General features: G+C 73.9%; 13 protein-coding genes and 2 pseudogenes. 7 read left to right on the forward strand and 8 right to left on the reverse strand.

Translation table 11 applies throughout. From position 1 onward, the window contains the following. Window positions 1-77 precede the first annotated feature (77 nt). Complete coding sequence (dapE, locus tag ACZ3KJ_RS13810; RefSeq protein WP_467526770.1) at window positions 78-1,157, reverse strand: succinyl-diaminopimelate desuccinylase; 1,080 nt, start codon at window positions 1,155-1,157, stop codon at window positions 78-80. 93 nt (window positions 1,158-1,250) lie between these two features. Here dapE and ACZ3KJ_RS13815 point away from each other — a divergent pair, with 93 nt between their 5' ends. Together ACZ3KJ_RS13815 and ACZ3KJ_RS13820 are read left to right on the forward strand one after the other, a co-directional pair. Beyond that, window positions 1,251-2,282: a VldE C-terminal domain-containing protein gene (locus tag ACZ3KJ_RS13815; protein ID WP_467526771.1), complete on the forward strand. Its 1,032-nt coding sequence runs from the start codon at window positions 1,251-1,253 to the stop codon at window positions 2,280-2,282. Window positions 2,283-2,625: 343 nt separating this feature from the next. Next, window positions 2,626-3,075, forward strand: a complete 450-nt coding sequence (locus tag ACZ3KJ_RS13820; protein WP_467526772.1) for an ATP-binding protein — start codon at window positions 2,626-2,628, stop codon at window positions 3,073-3,075. 116 nt (window positions 3,076-3,191) lie between these two features. Here the strand turns inward: ACZ3KJ_RS13820 and ACZ3KJ_RS13825 are convergent, their stop codons facing one another. Both ACZ3KJ_RS13825 and fdxA read right to left on the reverse strand, forming a co-directional pair. Next, on the reverse strand, window positions 3,192-4,286 hold the full coding sequence (locus ACZ3KJ_RS13825) for a bifunctional succinyldiaminopimelate transaminase/glutamate-prephenate aminotransferase (RefSeq protein ID WP_467526774.1): 1,095 nt from the start codon (window positions 4,284-4,286) through the stop codon (window positions 3,192-3,194). A 131-nt stretch (window positions 4,287-4,417) separates the two neighbouring features. Then, window positions 4,418-4,738: a ferredoxin gene (gene fdxA, locus ACZ3KJ_RS13830; protein WP_385078888.1), complete on the reverse strand. Its 321-nt coding sequence runs from the start codon at window positions 4,736-4,738 to the stop codon at window positions 4,418-4,420. A 141-nt stretch (window positions 4,739-4,879) separates the two neighbouring features. On the opposite strand from fdxA, the gene ACZ3KJ_RS13835 reads away from it, so the two are divergent. Together ACZ3KJ_RS13835 and ACZ3KJ_RS13840 are read left to right on the forward strand one after the other, a co-directional pair. After that, window positions 4,880-5,896, forward strand: coding sequence for a GNAT family N-acetyltransferase (locus tag ACZ3KJ_RS13835; RefSeq protein ID WP_467526843.1), 1,017 nt, complete (start codon window positions 4,880-4,882; stop codon window positions 5,894-5,896). Further along, the gene (locus ACZ3KJ_RS13840; RefSeq protein WP_467526776.1) at window positions 5,893-6,735 is read left to right on the forward strand and encodes a transglutaminase family protein; all 843 of its coding nucleotides are present in this window, start codon (window positions 5,893-5,895) and stop codon (window positions 6,733-6,735) included. The genes ACZ3KJ_RS13835 and ACZ3KJ_RS13840 overlap by 4 nt, the downstream gene beginning before the upstream one ends. 93 nt (window positions 6,736-6,828) lie before the next feature. On the opposite strand, the pseudogene ACZ3KJ_RS13845 reads toward ACZ3KJ_RS13840, so the two are convergent. From ACZ3KJ_RS13845 to mshB, 4 genes and pseudogenes are all read right to left on the reverse strand, one after another. Next, window positions 6,829-6,994: pseudogene (locus ACZ3KJ_RS13845) on the reverse strand (ATP-binding cassette domain-containing protein); the annotation flags it as partial. Window positions 6,995-7,227: 233 nt separating this feature from the next. Next, window positions 7,228-9,714, reverse strand: a complete 2,487-nt coding sequence (locus ACZ3KJ_RS13850; RefSeq protein ID WP_467526778.1) for a hypothetical protein — start codon at window positions 9,712-9,714, stop codon at window positions 7,228-7,230. Between the two features lie 154 nt (window positions 9,715-9,868). After that, the gene (locus ACZ3KJ_RS13855; RefSeq protein WP_385067277.1) at window positions 9,869-10,279 is read right to left on the reverse strand and encodes a DUF6113 family protein; all 411 of its coding nucleotides are present in this window, start codon (window positions 10,277-10,279) and stop codon (window positions 9,869-9,871) included. Then, the gene (gene mshB, locus ACZ3KJ_RS13860; protein WP_467526780.1) at window positions 10,279-11,148 is read right to left on the reverse strand and encodes an N-acetyl-1-D-myo-inositol-2-amino-2-deoxy-alpha-D-glucopyranoside deacetylase; all 870 of its coding nucleotides are present in this window, start codon (window positions 11,146-11,148) and stop codon (window positions 10,279-10,281) included. Before mshB ends, ACZ3KJ_RS13855 begins: the two co-directional genes overlap by 1 nt. Before the next feature lie 564 nt (window positions 11,149-11,712). On the opposite strand from mshB, the pseudogene ACZ3KJ_RS13865 reads away from it, so the two are divergent. Both ACZ3KJ_RS13865 and ACZ3KJ_RS13870 read left to right on the forward strand, forming a co-directional pair. Beyond that, window positions 11,713-12,587: pseudogene (locus ACZ3KJ_RS13865) on the forward strand (helix-turn-helix domain-containing protein). Beyond that, entirely contained in the window at window positions 12,584-12,793 is a 210-nt protein-coding gene (locus tag ACZ3KJ_RS13870) for a DUF397 domain-containing protein (RefSeq protein ID WP_467526782.1), read from the forward strand. Before ACZ3KJ_RS13865 ends, ACZ3KJ_RS13870 begins: the two are co-directional and overlap by 4 nt. 138 nt (window positions 12,794-12,931) lie before the next feature. On the opposite strand, the gene ACZ3KJ_RS13875 is transcribed toward ACZ3KJ_RS13870, so the two are convergent. Continuing rightward, window positions 12,932-13,126: a hypothetical protein gene (locus ACZ3KJ_RS13875; protein ID WP_385067291.1), complete on the reverse strand. Its 195-nt coding sequence runs from the start codon at window positions 13,124-13,126 to the stop codon at window positions 12,932-12,934. 178 nt (window positions 13,127-13,304) lie between these two features. On the opposite strand from ACZ3KJ_RS13875, the gene ACZ3KJ_RS13880 reads away from it, so the two are divergent. Next, the gene (locus ACZ3KJ_RS13880; protein ID WP_467526784.1) at window positions 13,305-15,449 is read left to right on the forward strand and encodes a prolyl oligopeptidase family serine peptidase; all 2,145 of its coding nucleotides are present in this window, start codon (window positions 13,305-13,307) and stop codon (window positions 15,447-15,449) included. Window positions 15,450-15,550 lie beyond the last annotated feature (101 nt).

A 15,550-nucleotide genomic window follows, 5' to 3' on the forward strand; every position in this document is an offset into this window, starting at 1 on the left:
TTACGTACGGGGGACCTCAGCATGTCCGCCGTGGAGCGCCGCAAACCACGGCCGGGGTCACACGGGTGTCCCGTGGGTCAGGCGGTGAGCCAGGCGCGCAGCCGTTCCTCGCCCGCCAGGACCTTCGCCGTCTCCACGCGCTCGTCCCGCTTGTGCGCCAGGTGCGGGTTGCCGGGGCCGTAGTTGACCGCGGGGACGCCCAGCGCCGAGAAGCGGGAGACGTCCGTCCAGCCGAACTTGGGCTGGGGGGTGCCGCCCACCGCCTCGATGAACGCCGCGGCGGCCGGGTGGGAGAGGCCGGGCAGGGCGGCGCCGCTGTGGTCGTCGACGACGAACTCCTCCACCCCGCAGTCGGCGAACACCTCGCGGACGTGGGCGACGGCCTCCTCCGGGGTGCGGTCGGGCGCGTAGCGGAAGTTGACGGTGACGACGCACTCGTCGGGGATGACGTTGCCGGCCACTCCGCCGCCGATGCCGACCGCGTTGAGGCCCTCGCGGTACTCCAGGCCGTCGATGACCGGCCGGCGCGGCTCGTACGCGGCCAGGCGGGCGAGGATCGGGGCCGCCGCGTGGATCGCGTTCGAGCCCATCCAGCCGCGCGCCGAGTGGGCCCGCTCGCCCTTGGTCCTGAGCAGGACCCGCAGGGTGCCCTGGCAGCCGCCCTCGACCTGGCCGTCGGACGGCTCCAGCAGCACCGCGAAGTCGCCCCGCAGCCACTCCGGCCGGGCCTCGGCGACGTGCTTGAGGCCGTTCAGGTCGGCGGCGACCTCCTCGTTGTCGTAGAAGACGAAGGTCAGGTCGCGGTTGGGGGACGGGACCGTCGCCGCGATGCGCAGCTGGACCGCGACGCCCGCCTTCATGTCGCAGGTCCCGCAGCCCCAGAGCACGCCGTCCGCGTCCAGCCGGGACGGGACGTTGCCGGCGATCGGGACCGTGTCGATGTGGCCGGCGAGGATCACCCGTTCCGGGCGGCCCAGGTCGGTGCGGGCGACCACGTTGTTGCCGTAGCGGTCCACGGTCAGGTGGGGCAGCGCGCGCAGGGCGGTCTCGATCGCGTCCGCGAGCGGCTTCTCGGTGCCGCTCTCCGACGGGAAGTCGACGAGCTGCGCGGTGAGCAGCGCGGCGTCCAGGGTGAGGTCAAGCGGGGTCTCGGCCATGGCGTCGACCCTAACGCGCCGGGTGCGCGTCCCGCCGACCCCGGCCGTCCCGCACGTCTCCCCCGTTTCCGTACTCTCCAGTACCTTGTACGCGTGCCAGAGCCGTCGCCTTCCCCCAAGCGCCGCGGCCGCCTCCTCCGGTTCGGGGCGGCCTGTGTGGTCCTGTCCGCCGTCGCGGGCTACGTCGTGGTCCAGTACGTCACCGGTGGCGCGGGGGACCCGGGGTGCAGAGTCGTTTCCGCGGAGGATGCCGGGACGACGTACGAGTTCACGCCGGAGCAGGCGGTGAACGCGGCCACGATCGCGGCCGTCGGGACCAGCCGGGGCATGCCGGAGCGGGCCGTGACCATCGCGCTCGCGACCGCGCTCCAGGAGTCGGCGCTGCGCAACCTGGCTCACGGGGACCGGGACTCGCTCGGCCTGTTCCAGCAGCGGCCCTCGCAGGGCTGGGGGACCGCGGCGCAGGTCACCGACCCCTCGTACGCGGCCGCCGTCTTCTACGAGCACCTCGCCGAGGTGCCCGACTACACCGAGCTGGCGCTGACCGTCGCCGCGCAGCGCGTGCAGCGCAGCGGCTACCCGGAGGCGTACGCCAAGCACGAGGCGGACGCCACGGCGCTCGCCGCCGCGCTCACCGGCGCCTCCGCGGCCACGCTGACCTGCGAGGGCAGCCCGCAGACGGCGACGGCCACCGGGCCGGCGGCGGTGCGCGCGGCGCTGCTGCGGGACTTCGGGACGGACGCGCTGCGGGAGGCGGACGCGGAGGACGACGCGCAGGACGACGCGCAGGACGACTCCGAGGGCAGCACGGAGGAGGTGTCCGCCGCCGCGGAGACGGTGGACGTGCCCGCGGCCCGGACCAGCGGGCGGACCGTCACGCTGCCCGTCACCGACGCCGCCGGCCGCGGGGTCTCCGAGCGCGGCTGGCAGCTCGCGCACTGGGCGGTGGCCAACGCCTCGGCCCTGCACATCGAGCGCGTCACGTACGCCGGCCGGGAGTGGACCGCCGGGACCACCGACACCCGGTGGCGGGCCGCCCGGAGCGGCGGGACGGAGGCGGCCGGCGCCGCGGGCTCGGCGGCCGGGGCCGGCACCGGCGCCGTGCGGATCGTCACCGCGCAGTAGTACGGCCCCTCACCCGCACGGGTTGTGTGCGGCGGTCGCGGACGCCGGGTGGTCAGGTTTTCGCGCCCTCACTCCCGCACGCCCGAAAGCCCTTGAGGACAAAGGGCTCCAGGGGTTCGGCGGACTTTCACACCGGGCACTTTTTGCCCGTTTTCATCCGCAGCCGATAATGCGACGCATTGCCAACTCTTTACGTCGGCCGTCCGCAACCTTCGCGGGCCTCGAGCGGTAGTCACTGCGCCCGAGCCCGGACGGCGGCCGTCACCCAGTCGGCCGTCCGCCGGGCCGGGGCGGACCTTCAGCCGTCATCACCGTTTCTCGTTTCCTCCGTCGAAGGAGCATCATGTCCCTCCCCCTGACCCGCAGGATCGCCCGTGCCGCGCTGCTCGTCGCTGCCGGAGCGGCTGCCGGGGTCGGTGCGGCCGGCTCCGCCAGCGCGGCCCCCGGACTGCCCGCCACCCCGAACCTCGGCGGCCTGACCGCCCTGGACGGGGCGAACGTCGGCAACACGGTCGACGGCGCGGCGCAGAGCGTCACCAAGTCCGCGGGCGAGACCGGCGGCAAGGCGGTCAAGCAGGCGGTTCCGGCCGCGGGCAAGACCGGCGGCAAGGCCGTGAAGAAGGCGACGCCGGCGGCCCAGAAGGCGGCCGGCGAGGCGGCCGGCTCGGCCGGGGGCCTCCTCGGGGACACCGCGTCGACGGCCACCAAGGGCGGCCTGCCGACGGAGTCCCTGGCCCAGGGCGGTCTTCCGGGCGCGGAGACGCTGCCGGTGAAGGACCTGCCCGTCGGCTGAGGCCGCGGATCGACCGGTGACGTGAAGGGGTCCGGGGAACTTCCCCGGACCCCTTCACCGTGCGGTGTGCGGTGTGCGCCGTCGCGTCGGCGCGGCCGCGGCGGTACGACGCCGGGTCACGCCAGGCGGTCCACCGCGGCCCGCACCCGCTCGTCCGTCGCCGTCAGCGCCACCCGTACGAACGTGCCGCCCGCGGGGCCGTAGAAGTCGCCCGGCGCCACGAGGATGCCGAGGTCGGCCAGGTGGGCGACCGTGGCCCAGCAGGACTCGCCCCGGGTGGCCCACAGGTAGAGGCTGGCCTCGCTGTGCTCGATGCGGAAGCCGTGGCCGAGGAGGGCGTCACGCAGGAGGGCGCGGCGGGAGGCGTAGCGCTCGCGCTGGACGCGGACGTGCTCGTCGTCGCCGAGGGCCGCCACCACCGCCGCCTGGGTGGGCGCCGACGTCATCATGCCGCCGTGCTTGCGGATCTCCAGCAGGGGGCCGAGGACGGCCGGGTCGCCCGCCAGGAAGGCCGCGCGATAGCCGGCCAGGTTCGACCGCTTGGACAGGGAGTGGACCGCGACGACGCCCTCGTACGAGCCGCCGTTGACGTCCGGGTGGAGGACCGAGACCGGGTCGGCCTCCCAGCCCAGCTCCAGGTAGCACTCGTCGGAGACGACCAGGACGCCGTGGTCACGGGCCCAGGACACGATCCGGGTCAGCTCGTCCTTCGGCAGGACCTTGCCCGTGGGGTTGGACGGCGAGTTCAGCCAGAGCAGCCTCAGGCCGGCCGGGTCCAGCTCCGTCGGGTCGTCGTAGACCTCGTACTCCGCGCGGGCGAGACGGGCGCCCACCTCGTACGTGGGGTAGGCCAGACGCGGGTACGCGACCCGGTCGCCGGGGCCGAGGCCCAGCTGGGTGGGGAGCCAGGCGACCAGTTCCTTGGAGCCGACGATCGGCAGGACGTGGCGGTGGGTGACCTCGCGGGCGCCCAGCCGGCGCTCCAGCCAGCCGGTGATCGCGTCGCGCAGGGCCGGGGTGCCCCAGACCGTCGGGTAGCCCGGGGAGTCCGCCGCGTCGATCAGTGCTTTCTGGATCAGCTCGGGGACCGGGTCGACCGGGGTGCCGACGGAGAGGTCGACGATGCCGTCCGGATGGGCGGCGGCCGTCTTCTTGTACGGCTCCAGCTTGTCCCAGGGGAAGACCGGAAGGCGGTCGGATACTGCGGACACGGTTACTGGCTCACTTTCCTCGGTGCGACCCGCACGGCGCGGTCACGGCAAACGCCTCGGCCCCGTACGGCGATCGCGGACGATCGGGCCGTACGGGACCGAGGCGGCACGGTGTGCGGGCCGCTCGCGTATTACTCGGCCTGCGGCGGCAGCGCGGCGACGAAGGGGTGGTCGCGTTCGATCAGACCCAGCTTGCTGGCGCCGCCGGGCGAACCGAGCTCGTCGAAGAACTCGACGTTCGCCTTGTAGTAGTCCTTCCACTCGTCCGGGACGTCGTCCTCGTAGAAGATCGCCTCGACCGGGCAGACCGGCTCACAGGCACCACAGTCGACGCATTCGTCCGGGTGGATGTACAAGGACCGGGAGCCCTCGTAGATGCAGTCGACCGGGCACTCCTCGATGCACGCCTTGTCCTTGACGTCGACACAAGGCTGCGCGATGACGTAGGTCACGCTGTCGTTCCTCCTCGATAGGGCGCTGGCGGGCCTCCCACAGGCTCCGCCGCCTGGCGCGCGGGAGCGCGGCGTCGTCGATGCCCGCCCCTAGTATCTCCGTTCTTGGGCATGATCCGAACAGGAGGGGTGGACCGACCTGTGGAATTCTCGGCCGCCGGACGCCTCGAGGTCCGCATTACCGCCGCTGACGTGGGGAAACGCGTCTCTGTGCGGCGTTTGAGCGAGCCCGGTGTGACGGAGGGGAAATTCACTGACACGGTGGGTGTTCTCACATCATGGGACGCCGGTGTGCTGGTGATCACACGGAAGAGCGGGGAGAGCGTCCGCATTGACGAGACCTCTCTGGTCGCCGGGAAGGTCGTGCCGGCCGCTCCGGCGCGGCGCCGGGGGCCGGCCGCCTCGTACGAGGAGCTCGCCCGGGTCTCCTCCCGGGCCTGGCGGCCGGTGGAGAGCGAGCGGCTCGGGCAGTGGGAGCTGCGGGCCGCCTCCGGGTTCACCCGCCGCGCCAACTCGGTGCTGCCGCTCGGCGACCCGGGCCTGCCGCTCGACGCGGCGCTGGACGCCGTGCGCCGCTGGTACGGCGAGCGGGGCCTGCCCGCCTACGTGCAGACCGCGACCGGCGCCGAGGGAACCCAGGAACTGCTGGGCGCGGAGCTGGAGCGGCGCGGCTGGGTGCGGGAGGTGACCGCCGAGCTGTGGATCGGGGCCCTGGCGCCGGTCGCCGACCGGGTGTCGGCCGAGGACGTGGCGGGCGTGGCGCTCGCCCGTGAGGCCGACGAGGCGTGGCTCGCCCGGTACCAGCGCAAAGGGGTGAGCGAGGTGGCCCTGAAGGTACTGGGGTCCGGACCGTCGGTGTGGTTCGCGTCCGTGCCGGGCGACGAGGGGGCGGCGCCGGCCGCCGTCGGGCGGTGTGTCGTGGACGGGCGGTGGGCCGGCTTCGCCGCCGTCGAGGTGGATCCGGAGCAGCGTCGGCGGGGGCTGGCCACCGTGGTGATGGCCGCGCTGGCCGGGCGGGCGCTTCAGGAGGGGGCCTCGGCCGCCTGGCTCCAGGTGGAGACCGACAACGTGGGGGCGCGCGCCCTGTACGAGGCGCTGGGCTTCGCGCCCCACCACGCGTACCACCACTACCGGGAGCCGGGGGCTGGTGCGCCGTGAACGCGTGGGAGCCCGGGGATGCGCGGCGGCGGTTCGGCGAGGAGGCGCGGGCCGAGCGGCCCGACCTGTCCGTGCTGTGCCTGCTGATGGGGGCGGAGGCGGACCCCGCGCTGGACGAGGCCGGCCTGGACGCCGCGCAGGTCGAGCTGGACGCGCTGGCCGGGCAGGTGCCGTTCCGGCCGGGCGGTCCGCGGGCATGGGCGGAGGCGCTGCGGGAGCTGCTGGGTGAGCGGTACGGGTTCCGCGGCTCCCCGGCGGACTACCGGCGGCTGGAGTCCTCGCTGCTGCACGAGGTGCTGCGGCGCCGGCGCGGGCTGCCGATCCTGCTGTCGGTGGTGTGGCTGGAGGTGGCGCGCAGGGCGGGGGCACCGGTGTACGGGGTGGCCCTGCCCGGGCACTTCGCGGTGGGGTTCGGGCCGCCCGGCGACCTGGAGCGGCAGGTGCTCGTCGATCCCTTCGACGGGGGCCGGGTGCTCACGGCCGGTGACGCGGACCGGCTGGTGAGCGGGGCGACGGGGGCCCGGCTGGAGCCGTCGATGCTGACGCCGGCCGAGCCGCTGGAGGTGGTGATGCGCATCCTGAACAACATCCGGTCGTGGGCGGCGGCCCGGCCCGAGCGGTCCGACGTGGCGCTGTGGGCGGTGGAACTGTCGCTGCTGGTGCCGTCCCATCCGGCGCGGCTGCGCTACGAGCGGGGGCAGGTGCTGGTGCGGCGCGGGGACTTCCTCGGCGGGGCGGCGGAGCTGGAGGAGTACGCGGGGCTGGTGGAGGTGGTGGACGAGGCCGCCGCCGCGCGCGTACGGCAGGAGGCCCAGGCCGCGCGGGCCCTGATGAACTGACCCGGCACCGCCGGATCGCCCCGCCCGGCCGGACCGCCGTCATGGCCGGTCGCCTCACGGCCGGTCCGGCGTCATGGCCGGCCCGCCCTCACCGCCGAGGAGGAGGTCGAGGGGGGGTGGACTTGCCGGCTCCGTTGGGCCCGAGCAGGGCCACGGTCTGCCCCGGGTGCAGGGTGAGGCTGAGGCCGTCCACCGCCCGTACGTCCCCGAAGCCCTTGCCGACCTGGTCGAACTCGACCACCGGTGGTGTCGTCGTCATGGGTCGATCGTCGCGCCGGGGGCCGGGCGGGCGGCAGTGTCGGCCGTCCGGAGTGCCGTATGGCAGATGTCATGCGGGTGTCTTCGCGCAGGTCTCGTGCGCGGCCCTGGCCGGGGTCCCCGGCGGGGCCGTACCGGGCCGTACCAGGCCGTACCGGGCCGTACCCGGCCGGGACGCGCGAGGGGCACCCGGTGGTGGTGCTGGTGCCGGGTGCCCCTCGCGGATGGGGTGCGTCAGCTCGGGTCGGTCTCGATGACCCCGACCCGGTCGGTGGTGCTCTTCAGCGCCAGGCGCAGGGCTCCGATGACGTCCTGGACGGTGACGTCGGTCTTCTGGCCGGTGGCGCGGGTGATCTTGACGCCGTCGAAGGTGCCGCCGTACAGCTCCTTCAGGGCCGCCTCGTCGTAGCTGTCGACGAGCTTGCCGTCGACGGCCTTGACCTTGAGGAACTTCCAGAGGGAGTTCTCGGGGCTGAAGGCGACGCTGTGCGCCGCGTCGGTCTGCACCGTGACGGTGCCGGACATCGCCGGTTCGGCGAACTCCTTCATCATCCGGTCGACCTCGGCATCGGAGACCGTGGGCTGCTTGGTGGTCGTCGGGACCTTCACCGGTGTGGTGGTGCCGTTCTCCACCAGGGCCCGGTAGGCGGTCACGACGGCCGTCTCGGCCTGGGTCGCGTCGATGCCCTTGCCGGCCTTGCCGTAGACGGCGACGGCCTTGCCCGCCTTGAAGGTGATCGAGCCGTCGGTGGCCGAGCCGGAGCCGCCCGCGGCGCTCTCCAGGGCGGCCTGGAGCTTCTCCTCGTCGACCGGCATGACCGGCTCGACCACGCGCTGCTGCCCGAACAGCGAACCGATCACCGAGACGGGGTTGTAGTCGCTGTGGGCCGCCTCGTCGACCGTGGCCTGCATGTCGAACTGGAGGCCCGCCTGGTCCGGCTTCAGGGTGACGGTGCCGCCGTCCACGGACAGCTTCAGCGCCTGGTTCACCCGGCTGTCGAAGGCGCTGTCCAGCTTCTTGACGGCGTCGTCACGGGTGCCGCCGCCGATGTCCACGCCGAGCACGGTGGTGCCCTTGGGCACGTCGGAGTGGTTCATCAGCAGGCCGGCCCCGTAGACGCCGGCGGCGCCGACCACGACCAGGCCGCCGAGCAGGACCAGCTTGCTGCGGCCCTTCTTCTTTTTCTTCTTCGAGTCGGCGGCGGGCGTGCTCTGCGCGGCCGGCTCGGTCTGCTGCGGCGGGGTGTGCGGCAGCGGCCCATCGGGGTGCGCGCCGGGCGCGAACGGCCCGCCGGGACCGGCGCCCTGGCCGCCCGGGGACACGACCGGGATGCCGCTGGTGACGGTCTGCCCGGAGACGTTGTCATGACGGCCGTAGCCGCCGCCCGGGCCCGGCTCGGGGGCCGGCTGCTGCGGGGTGAGGATCGCGGTGTCGTCGCTGAGACCACCACCGGGGAAGTGCGGCCCGGTGCCGGGACCACCCTGCGCACCCGGACCACCGGGACCACCGGGACCGCCGGGACCGGCGTGCGCGCCGGGGCCGCCGGGCGCGCCGGGGCCGCCGGGCGCGCCGGGGCCGCCGGGCGCCTGGGGAGCGCGGGGGGCGCCCACCGTGCCGGTGGCGGCGCCGGACGCCGTGCCGTTCATCGGCGGGACCAGCGGGCCGTCGCCGGTGACCGGGCCGCCGGTCGGACCGGCGGGACCCTGCGGGCCGCTCCTGCCACGGCGGCCGGCGCCGTCCGGAGCGCTGAAGTCCCTGGGCCCGCCGGGGGCGTCCGCCCCGGTGAAGCCGTTCGGCCCACCGGGCGCACCCGGAGCACCGGAAACACCCGGGGCGCCGGGGACGCCGCCCCGGCCGTTCGCCGGGGCGTAGCCGTTCCGGCCGCCGCCGTCGTCCGAGACGTACGGCAGGTCGTCGCGGCGCGGCTCGGTGCCGCCGCCCTGCCCCGGACGCGTGCCGCCCGCCAGCGGGCCCGCGGCGAGCGCCTCGGTCACGTCGAAGGAGCCGGTGCCGCCGCCGTGCCCCGGCGCCACCGGACCGCCGGTGGCGCCGCCGGGCAGCCCGGCGCCGTTCGCACCGCCGGAGCGGGGGGCGCCCGGCGCGCTCGTCGGGCCGCCGGCGCCACCGGGCCGCCCGGAGCCCGGACGCGCGCCACCGGGCGCGCCGGCACCGGGTCCGCCCGGACGCGGGGCGCCGGCGCCCGCGACGCCGTTGGCGCCCGTGGGGGAACCGCCCGCGGCCGCGGCTCCGTTGGCCGCGCCGCCGCCCTGACCGGCCTTGGCCGGCGCGGACTTGCGCGGCGCGAACCAGTCGCTGGTCTTCTCCCCTGCCGTCGGCGCCTGCGCGGCGGGCGGTTCGGCGGTGCTCGCGGCGGACGCGGAACTCCCGTTCCCGGCGGCCGCGGACGCCGCCGGGGCGCCCGCTTCCGCGGGGGAGCCCTGCGTCCGGGCGTCGGCACCGCCGTCGCCCGCGCCCTCGGCGTCCGCCACGGGCTTGCGCACGACGACCGGCGGAATGGGCCGCGACCCGGGGATGTTGATCCGGATCCGGGTCGTCAGCGTGGTCTCGGTCTTGCGTTCCTCCGGCTGCGCGGCCGAACGGCCCGCGTCCGCACCGCCGTCGGACACCACCGGTGTGCCGTAGGGCGGGGTGCCCGAGGGGTATGCGGCTCCGCCGCGCCCGTGGGGCCCGGAGGACGGACTGTCAGTTTCACGACTCAAGGCAGGTTCTCCAGGTTGGCTCCGCCGCCCGCCACGACCTCAGAGGCGGCCCGGCGGCGCGCACCACCATACTGGCCACTTCTGGCGCTTATCCCACGACCGCCGTCGAAACCCGCACCGGACCCGCACGGTTCCGGTACGGCGAAGCGGTACGTCACTTGTCAAGTCGGACGTCGTCGCCGACGGGTTGCCGCCCCGGAGCAAGGGTGGCGCAGATCACAGCCAGCGCCATACCGCCGAGCAGGAAGAGGTAGGAGCCGCCTCCCGCGCCGAACATGAAGTCGCCTTCGGGGCGGGCCGTGGTGAGCAGGACGACGGCGATCATCCAGCCCGCGGCGGGGGCGACGGCCCCGCCCCGCCCGCGGAGGGCACGCGCCCCGCCGAGGAAGAGGCCGGCGGCGCCCGCGAGCGCGAGCAGCAGTCCGCCCGGGAACCAGCCGGACTGGACGAGCGCCCCGGCGGCGCCGGTGACCGCGCCGAGCAGCAGCAGGCCCAGGTAGGCGGCGGCCCGTCCGGCGGAGGGCGGACGCAGCGGCTGGGCGAGCGGGGAGCCGTGACCGGACATCAGGCCTCCTCCCCCACGCCGGCGAACAGGTCGGTCTCCCGGCCGGGGCCCGCCACCGGACCGCCGCGCACCAGTTGGTAGTACTCCGTGGTGAACAGGGGTTGCGCGAGCTCGTTGGAGAGCACGAAGGAACGCCCGTCGGGGGCGACCTCGATCTGGGTGGCGTGCGCGCGCATCGCGGCGGCCTTGGCGGCGGCGTGGGCGGTGCCGTCGATCTCGGTGGTGATCAGCTCGTCGTCGACGACGCCGGGGACGTCCGCGACCGTCGCGCTCTCGGTGAAGGGCAGGCCGGGCAGCTCGTCCCGGAGCCGGTCGAAGGCGGCCTCGGCGACGGAGCGCGGGACGCGGTTCCAGTAGACCTTGGGGACGCTCCAGCCGGCGTCGGCGGCCCGCTCCACGGCGCGCATGGCGACGCGGTGGGCCTGGATGTGGTCGGGGTGGCCGTAGCCGCCGTCGTCGTCGTAGGCGACGAGCACCTGGGGGCGCAGCTCCAGGATCACCTCGGCGAGCAGGGCGGCGGCGCCGTCGACGTCGGCCTGCCAGAAGCAGCCGGGGTCGTCGTTGTCGGGGATGCCCATCATCCCGGAGTCGGCGAAGCGGCCGGCGCCGCCGAGCAGCCGGACGTCGTGCACGCCGAGCTCCGCGGTGGCGGCCCGCAGCTCGCGCAGGCGGTGCTCGCCGAGGGCGGCGCCCGTGAGGTGCCGCAGCTCCGGCGGGATGACCTCGCCGCGTTCACCGAGGGTGCAGGTGACCAGGGCCACGTGCGCTCCGCCGGCCGCGTACCCGGCCATGGTCGCGCCGTTGTTGATCGACTCGTCGTCCGGGTGCGCGTGCACCAGCAGCAGACGTCGAGCGGGCAGTTCCGTCATGCGCCCAACCCTACGAGGCTCCCGCCTGGTCATGGGGCGACGGCTCCCCAAGGGGATCAGACGGCGTCGCCCGGCTCCCCGAAGATCTCTCCGGCGGATGCGGCGGTGACGGCACGAATCGGCCAGTGGCGCATGAGGTTGGGGTCGTCGTGGTGAGTGGTCGGGGCCGACGTCCCGCGTCGGCCGGGCGGCGACACCCGACGGTGGTCAGGTCCTCGCCTTGGGATTGCAGGACCCGGCGGGGGTCGGCGCTCGTCCGTGACGCGACGTTGAGAGTGGGGCAGGCAACGGCGTCCGACTTCCGCCCAGTTGGTGATGTTCACTCTCGCGAGTGAGGCACCTCTCGGGCGCGCCCGTTCCACCGGAGCACGGGCGGGTGGGCTCCGGCGAGGACGAGGTTTCCTCGATGCCGTCACCCGAGGTGGCACCCCACACTTACCGTGACAGTGACGAGCCGATCACACAGGGCGACGGCGTGGTGGGCTGTCCAGCGTTGTCCGGGCCGCCGGAGCGGTGTGCACGGGTAAGGCGTCGTTGCCAGGTCGTACGACGGGAGGGCGCGGAATGAGCGTGGACACTGACACGAGGCAGCTCGAGGGCCAGGCGGACGAGCCGGGCTGGGAGGTGGAGCCCGACGACGAGTGGGGCATCGCGGTCGTCGCCACGGTGGGGCGGCAGATCAGGCTGCGGCGCGAGGCCGTGGGGATGCGCGCCGGCCAGTTCGCGGAGGCCCTCGGATACGGCGAGGACCTGATCTACAAGATCGAGGGCGGGAAGCGGATTCCCCGGCCGGAGTTCCTGGACCGGGCGGACGAGCTGCTGGGGGCGGGCGGGCTGCTGGCGGCGATGAAGGAGGACGTGGAAAAGGTCCGGCACCCCAGGAAGCTCCGGCAGCTGGCGGAGATGGAGGCAAAGGCCGCGGAGCTGCTCTCGTACGGCAACCACAATCTGCACGGTCTGCTACAGACGGAAGAGTACGCACGGGCGCTGCTGAAGACGCGGCGGCCGGTGACCCCCGAAGACCAACTGGAGCAGGCTGTGGCGGCGCGCATGGCCAGGAAGGCGATCTACGAGCGCTCACCAGCCCCTGAACTCAGCTTCATCCTGGAAGAGACGACGCTGAGGCGCCCGGTCGGAGGCAAGATGGTGTGGCGCCGACAGCTCGAACACCTGCTGGAGGTCTCGCTGTTGCGGCACGTCGAAATCAGGTGATGCCGACAGACCGCTGGGACCACCCTGGGACGGGAGGGCGGATCCAGGTGCTGAAGTTCCTGGACGGCACGGCAGTTGGGCGCATGGACGACGAGTTCAACGGCCGTCCCGTCCACGACCCGAAGCAGCTCCGGATCCTCGAACTGCGCTATGGCATCATCCGGGCCGAGGCTCTGACCACACGGGAGTCACTGGCCTTCGTCGAGCAACTGGTGGGAGAGACATGATCCGCAAGGACTCTGCCGAAGACGCGTTCACGTTGGCGTGGTGCAAGAGCAGCTACAGCGACAGCAGCAACCCGAGCGACTGCGTCGAGATCGCCACCACCCCCGACACCGTCCACGTCCGCGACTCCAAGCACACCGAAGGACCACGCCTCCGGCTCTCGCCGGGGGCCTGGGCCGCCTTCGTGCCGTACGCGTCCGAAGGCTGACGGTCCGCTCACCCCGGACCGAGGGGAGAACGCCCGAAGCCGGGTGGCTTACGGACCCCGATCCGGGGAAGGCGCGGAAATAGACGACCGGAGCCGGGCTCCGGTCGACCGCTCACCGGAGCCACGGGCCGGCACGCGTCAGAACTTGATGCTGCCGATCATGCTTGCCACGCTCGTCGTCAGATCGCTGATCGTCCCCGCCATGGTCGAGGAGGCGAGGTAGAAGCCGAGCAGCATGCAGACGACCGCGTGACCGCCCTTCAGCCCTGACTTCTTGATCAGCAAGAAGACGATGATCGCCAGCAGCACCACCGCCGAAATCGAGAGTGCCACGGCGGCTCACCTCCAAGAACCCGGGAACGTGGGGGAAAGTACAGAGCGGGAACGCGTAAAACCGTACAACTGCCAGCAGGTTCATACCCACACAGCGCTAGTGATCATAACTATGAGTGCGTGCGCATCGAGTGGCGCACAGCCGCACAAGGGGGCGCATGGCCAATATGGTCGGGGTATGACGACCGAGTCGGACTCCTTCCCCCGGCGGCTCGCCCGCACCCAGCGTTTCACGCTCGGCGCGCCGCGTTCGTTCACGGTGGCCCCCGACGGCTCCCGTGTCGTGTTCCTCCGCTCGTCCTCCGGCACGGACCGGGCGAACGCGCTGTGGGTGCTCGATCCGGCGGACGGCCGGGAGCGCGTGGCGGCGGACCCGCGCGCCCTCCTGGGCGGCGCCCCGGAGGACCTCCCGCCCGAGGAGCGGGCACGCCGCGAGCGCAGCCGTGAGGGCGGCGCCGGCATCGTGGGCTACGCCACCGACGAGACCGTCGAGTTGGCGTCTTTTGCCTTGTCAGGGCGGCTTTTCACGGCGGAGCTGCGGGCCGGCACGGCGCGCGAACTCCCCGTCGCGGGGCCGGTGGTCGACCCTCGCCCCTCCCCCGACGGACGGCTGGTGGCGTACGTCGCCCGGGGTGCGCTGCGGGTGGTGGGCGCGGAGGGGGAGGGCGACCGGGTGGTCGCCGCGCCGGAGTCGGAGCCGGTTTCCTATGGATTGGCCGAGTTCATCGCGGCGGAGGAGATGGGGCGTTCGCGGGGGTTCTGGTGGTCCCCGGAGTCCGACCGGCTGCTCGTGGCGCGGGTGGACGACACGCCGGTGGAACGGTGGTGGATTTCCGATCCGGCCCATCCGAAACGTGACCCAAAACACGTGCCGTATCCAGCTGCCGGGACGGCCAACGCGGAGGTCCGGCTGTTCGTGTTCGGCCTCGACGGGGTGCGCACGGAGGTCGTCTGGGACCGTGCGCGCTACCCGTATCTGGCGCGAGTGCACTGGTCAGCGGGGGGTGCGCCGCTGTTGCTGGTCCAAGCGCGCGACCAGCGGACTCAGGTGTACCTGGCGGTGGACGCCGACTCCGGGGCGACCCGGATGGTGCACGCCGACGAAGATCGAGAATGGCTTGATCTTTTCCCTGGAGTGCCGTGCTGGAGCCCGTCGGGACAACTTGTCCGAATCACCGACGAGGGCGGTGCGCGGGTCCTCGCGGTCGGCGAACGGCCGCTGACGGGGGCCCAGCTGCACGTACGGGCGGTGCTGGACGTGACGGCCGACGACGTACTGGTCTCGGCGTCGGCCGGGGAGGACGCGGCGGCACGGGAGACCGGCGAGGTGCATGTCTACCGCGTCAGCGAACTCGGCGTCGAGCGCCTCTCGCAGGAGCCGGGGGTGCACTCGGCGGTGCGCTCGGGGGGCGTGACCGTGATGGTATCGGCGGTGCCCGGCCGGCCGGGGAGCCGGGCCCTGGTCCAGCGGGACGGGAAGACCGTGGCGACTGTCCGGTCGTATGCGGAAGATCCCGGTCTGTCCCCCCGCGTGCGCTTCACCGAGGGGGGCGCACGGAGAATCCCGTGCGCCGTGCTTATGCCTACGGACTACCCCGGTGACACCTCACTGCCGGTGCTCCTCGACCCCTACGGCGGACCGCACGGGCCGCGGGTGCTCGCCGCGCACAACGCGCACCTGACCTCCCAGTGGTTCGCCGACCAGGGCTTCGCGGTGGTCGTCGCGGACGGCCGGGGCACGCCCGGCCGCTCCCCCGGCTGGGAGAAGGCGATCCACGGGGACTTCACGGTCGCCCTCGACGACCAGATCGAGGCGCTCCGGGACCTGGCCCGGAGCCACCCCCTGGACCTGTCCCGGGTGGCGATCCGCGGCTGGTCCTTCGGCGGCTACCTGGCGGCCCTGGCGGTGCTGCGCCGCCCGGACGTCTTCCACGCGGCCGTCGCGGGCGCCCCGGTGACCGACTGGCGGCTCTACGACACCCACTACACCGAGCGGTACCTCGGCGACCCGGCCGCGGCCGCCGGGACGTACGCGCACAACTCGCTCGTCACCGACGAGGGGCTCTCCGCGCCGGCCGGCCCGCACCGCCCGCTGATGATCGTGCACGGTCTCGCCGACGACAACGTGGTCGTCGCCCACGCCCTGCGCCTGTCCTCCGCCCTGCTGGCCGCCGGCCGCCCGCACGAGGTGCTGCCGCTGTCCGGGGTCACGCACATCACCCCGCAGGAACAGGTCGCGGAGAACCTGCTGCTGCTCCAGGTGGACTTCCTCAAGCGGTCCCTGGGCCTCACGGGCGGCACCGGCGGACGCCCCGGCGGCTGAGACACGGCAACGGGCCGGGAGACATGGCGCTCCCGGCCCGTTCACGGCACCCGCACGGCCGTACGCTGTTCAGCCTGACGCGTCCGTATATCGGAACCGGG

The sequence above is a fragment of the Streptomyces sp. NPDC003248 genome (genome assembly GCF_055563235.1).

What these genes read in the sequence shown, in the direction of transcription:
- dapE (WP_467526770.1), bottom strand. Translation starts at nt 1,157, where the DNA reads ATGGCCGAGACCCCGCTTGACCTCACCCTGGACGCCGCGCTGCTCACC.
- ACZ3KJ_RS13820 (WP_467526772.1), top strand. Translation starts at nt 2,626, where the DNA reads ATGTCCCTCCCCCTGACCCGCAGGATCGCCCGTGCCGCGCTGCTCGTC.
- ACZ3KJ_RS13855 (WP_385067277.1), bottom strand. Translation starts at nt 10,279, where the DNA reads ATGTCCGGTCACGGCTCCCCGCTCGCCCAGCCGCTGCGTCCGCCCTCC.
- mshB (WP_467526780.1), bottom strand. Translation starts at nt 11,148, where the DNA reads ATGACGGAACTGCCCGCTCGACGTCTGCTGCTGGTGCACGCGCACCCG.
- ACZ3KJ_RS13870 (WP_467526782.1), top strand. Translation starts at nt 12,584, where the DNA reads ATGATCCGCAAGGACTCTGCCGAAGACGCGTTCACGTTGGCGTGGTGC.
- ACZ3KJ_RS13880 (WP_467526784.1), top strand. Translation starts at nt 13,305, where the DNA reads ATGACGACCGAGTCGGACTCCTTCCCCCGGCGGCTCGCCCGCACCCAG.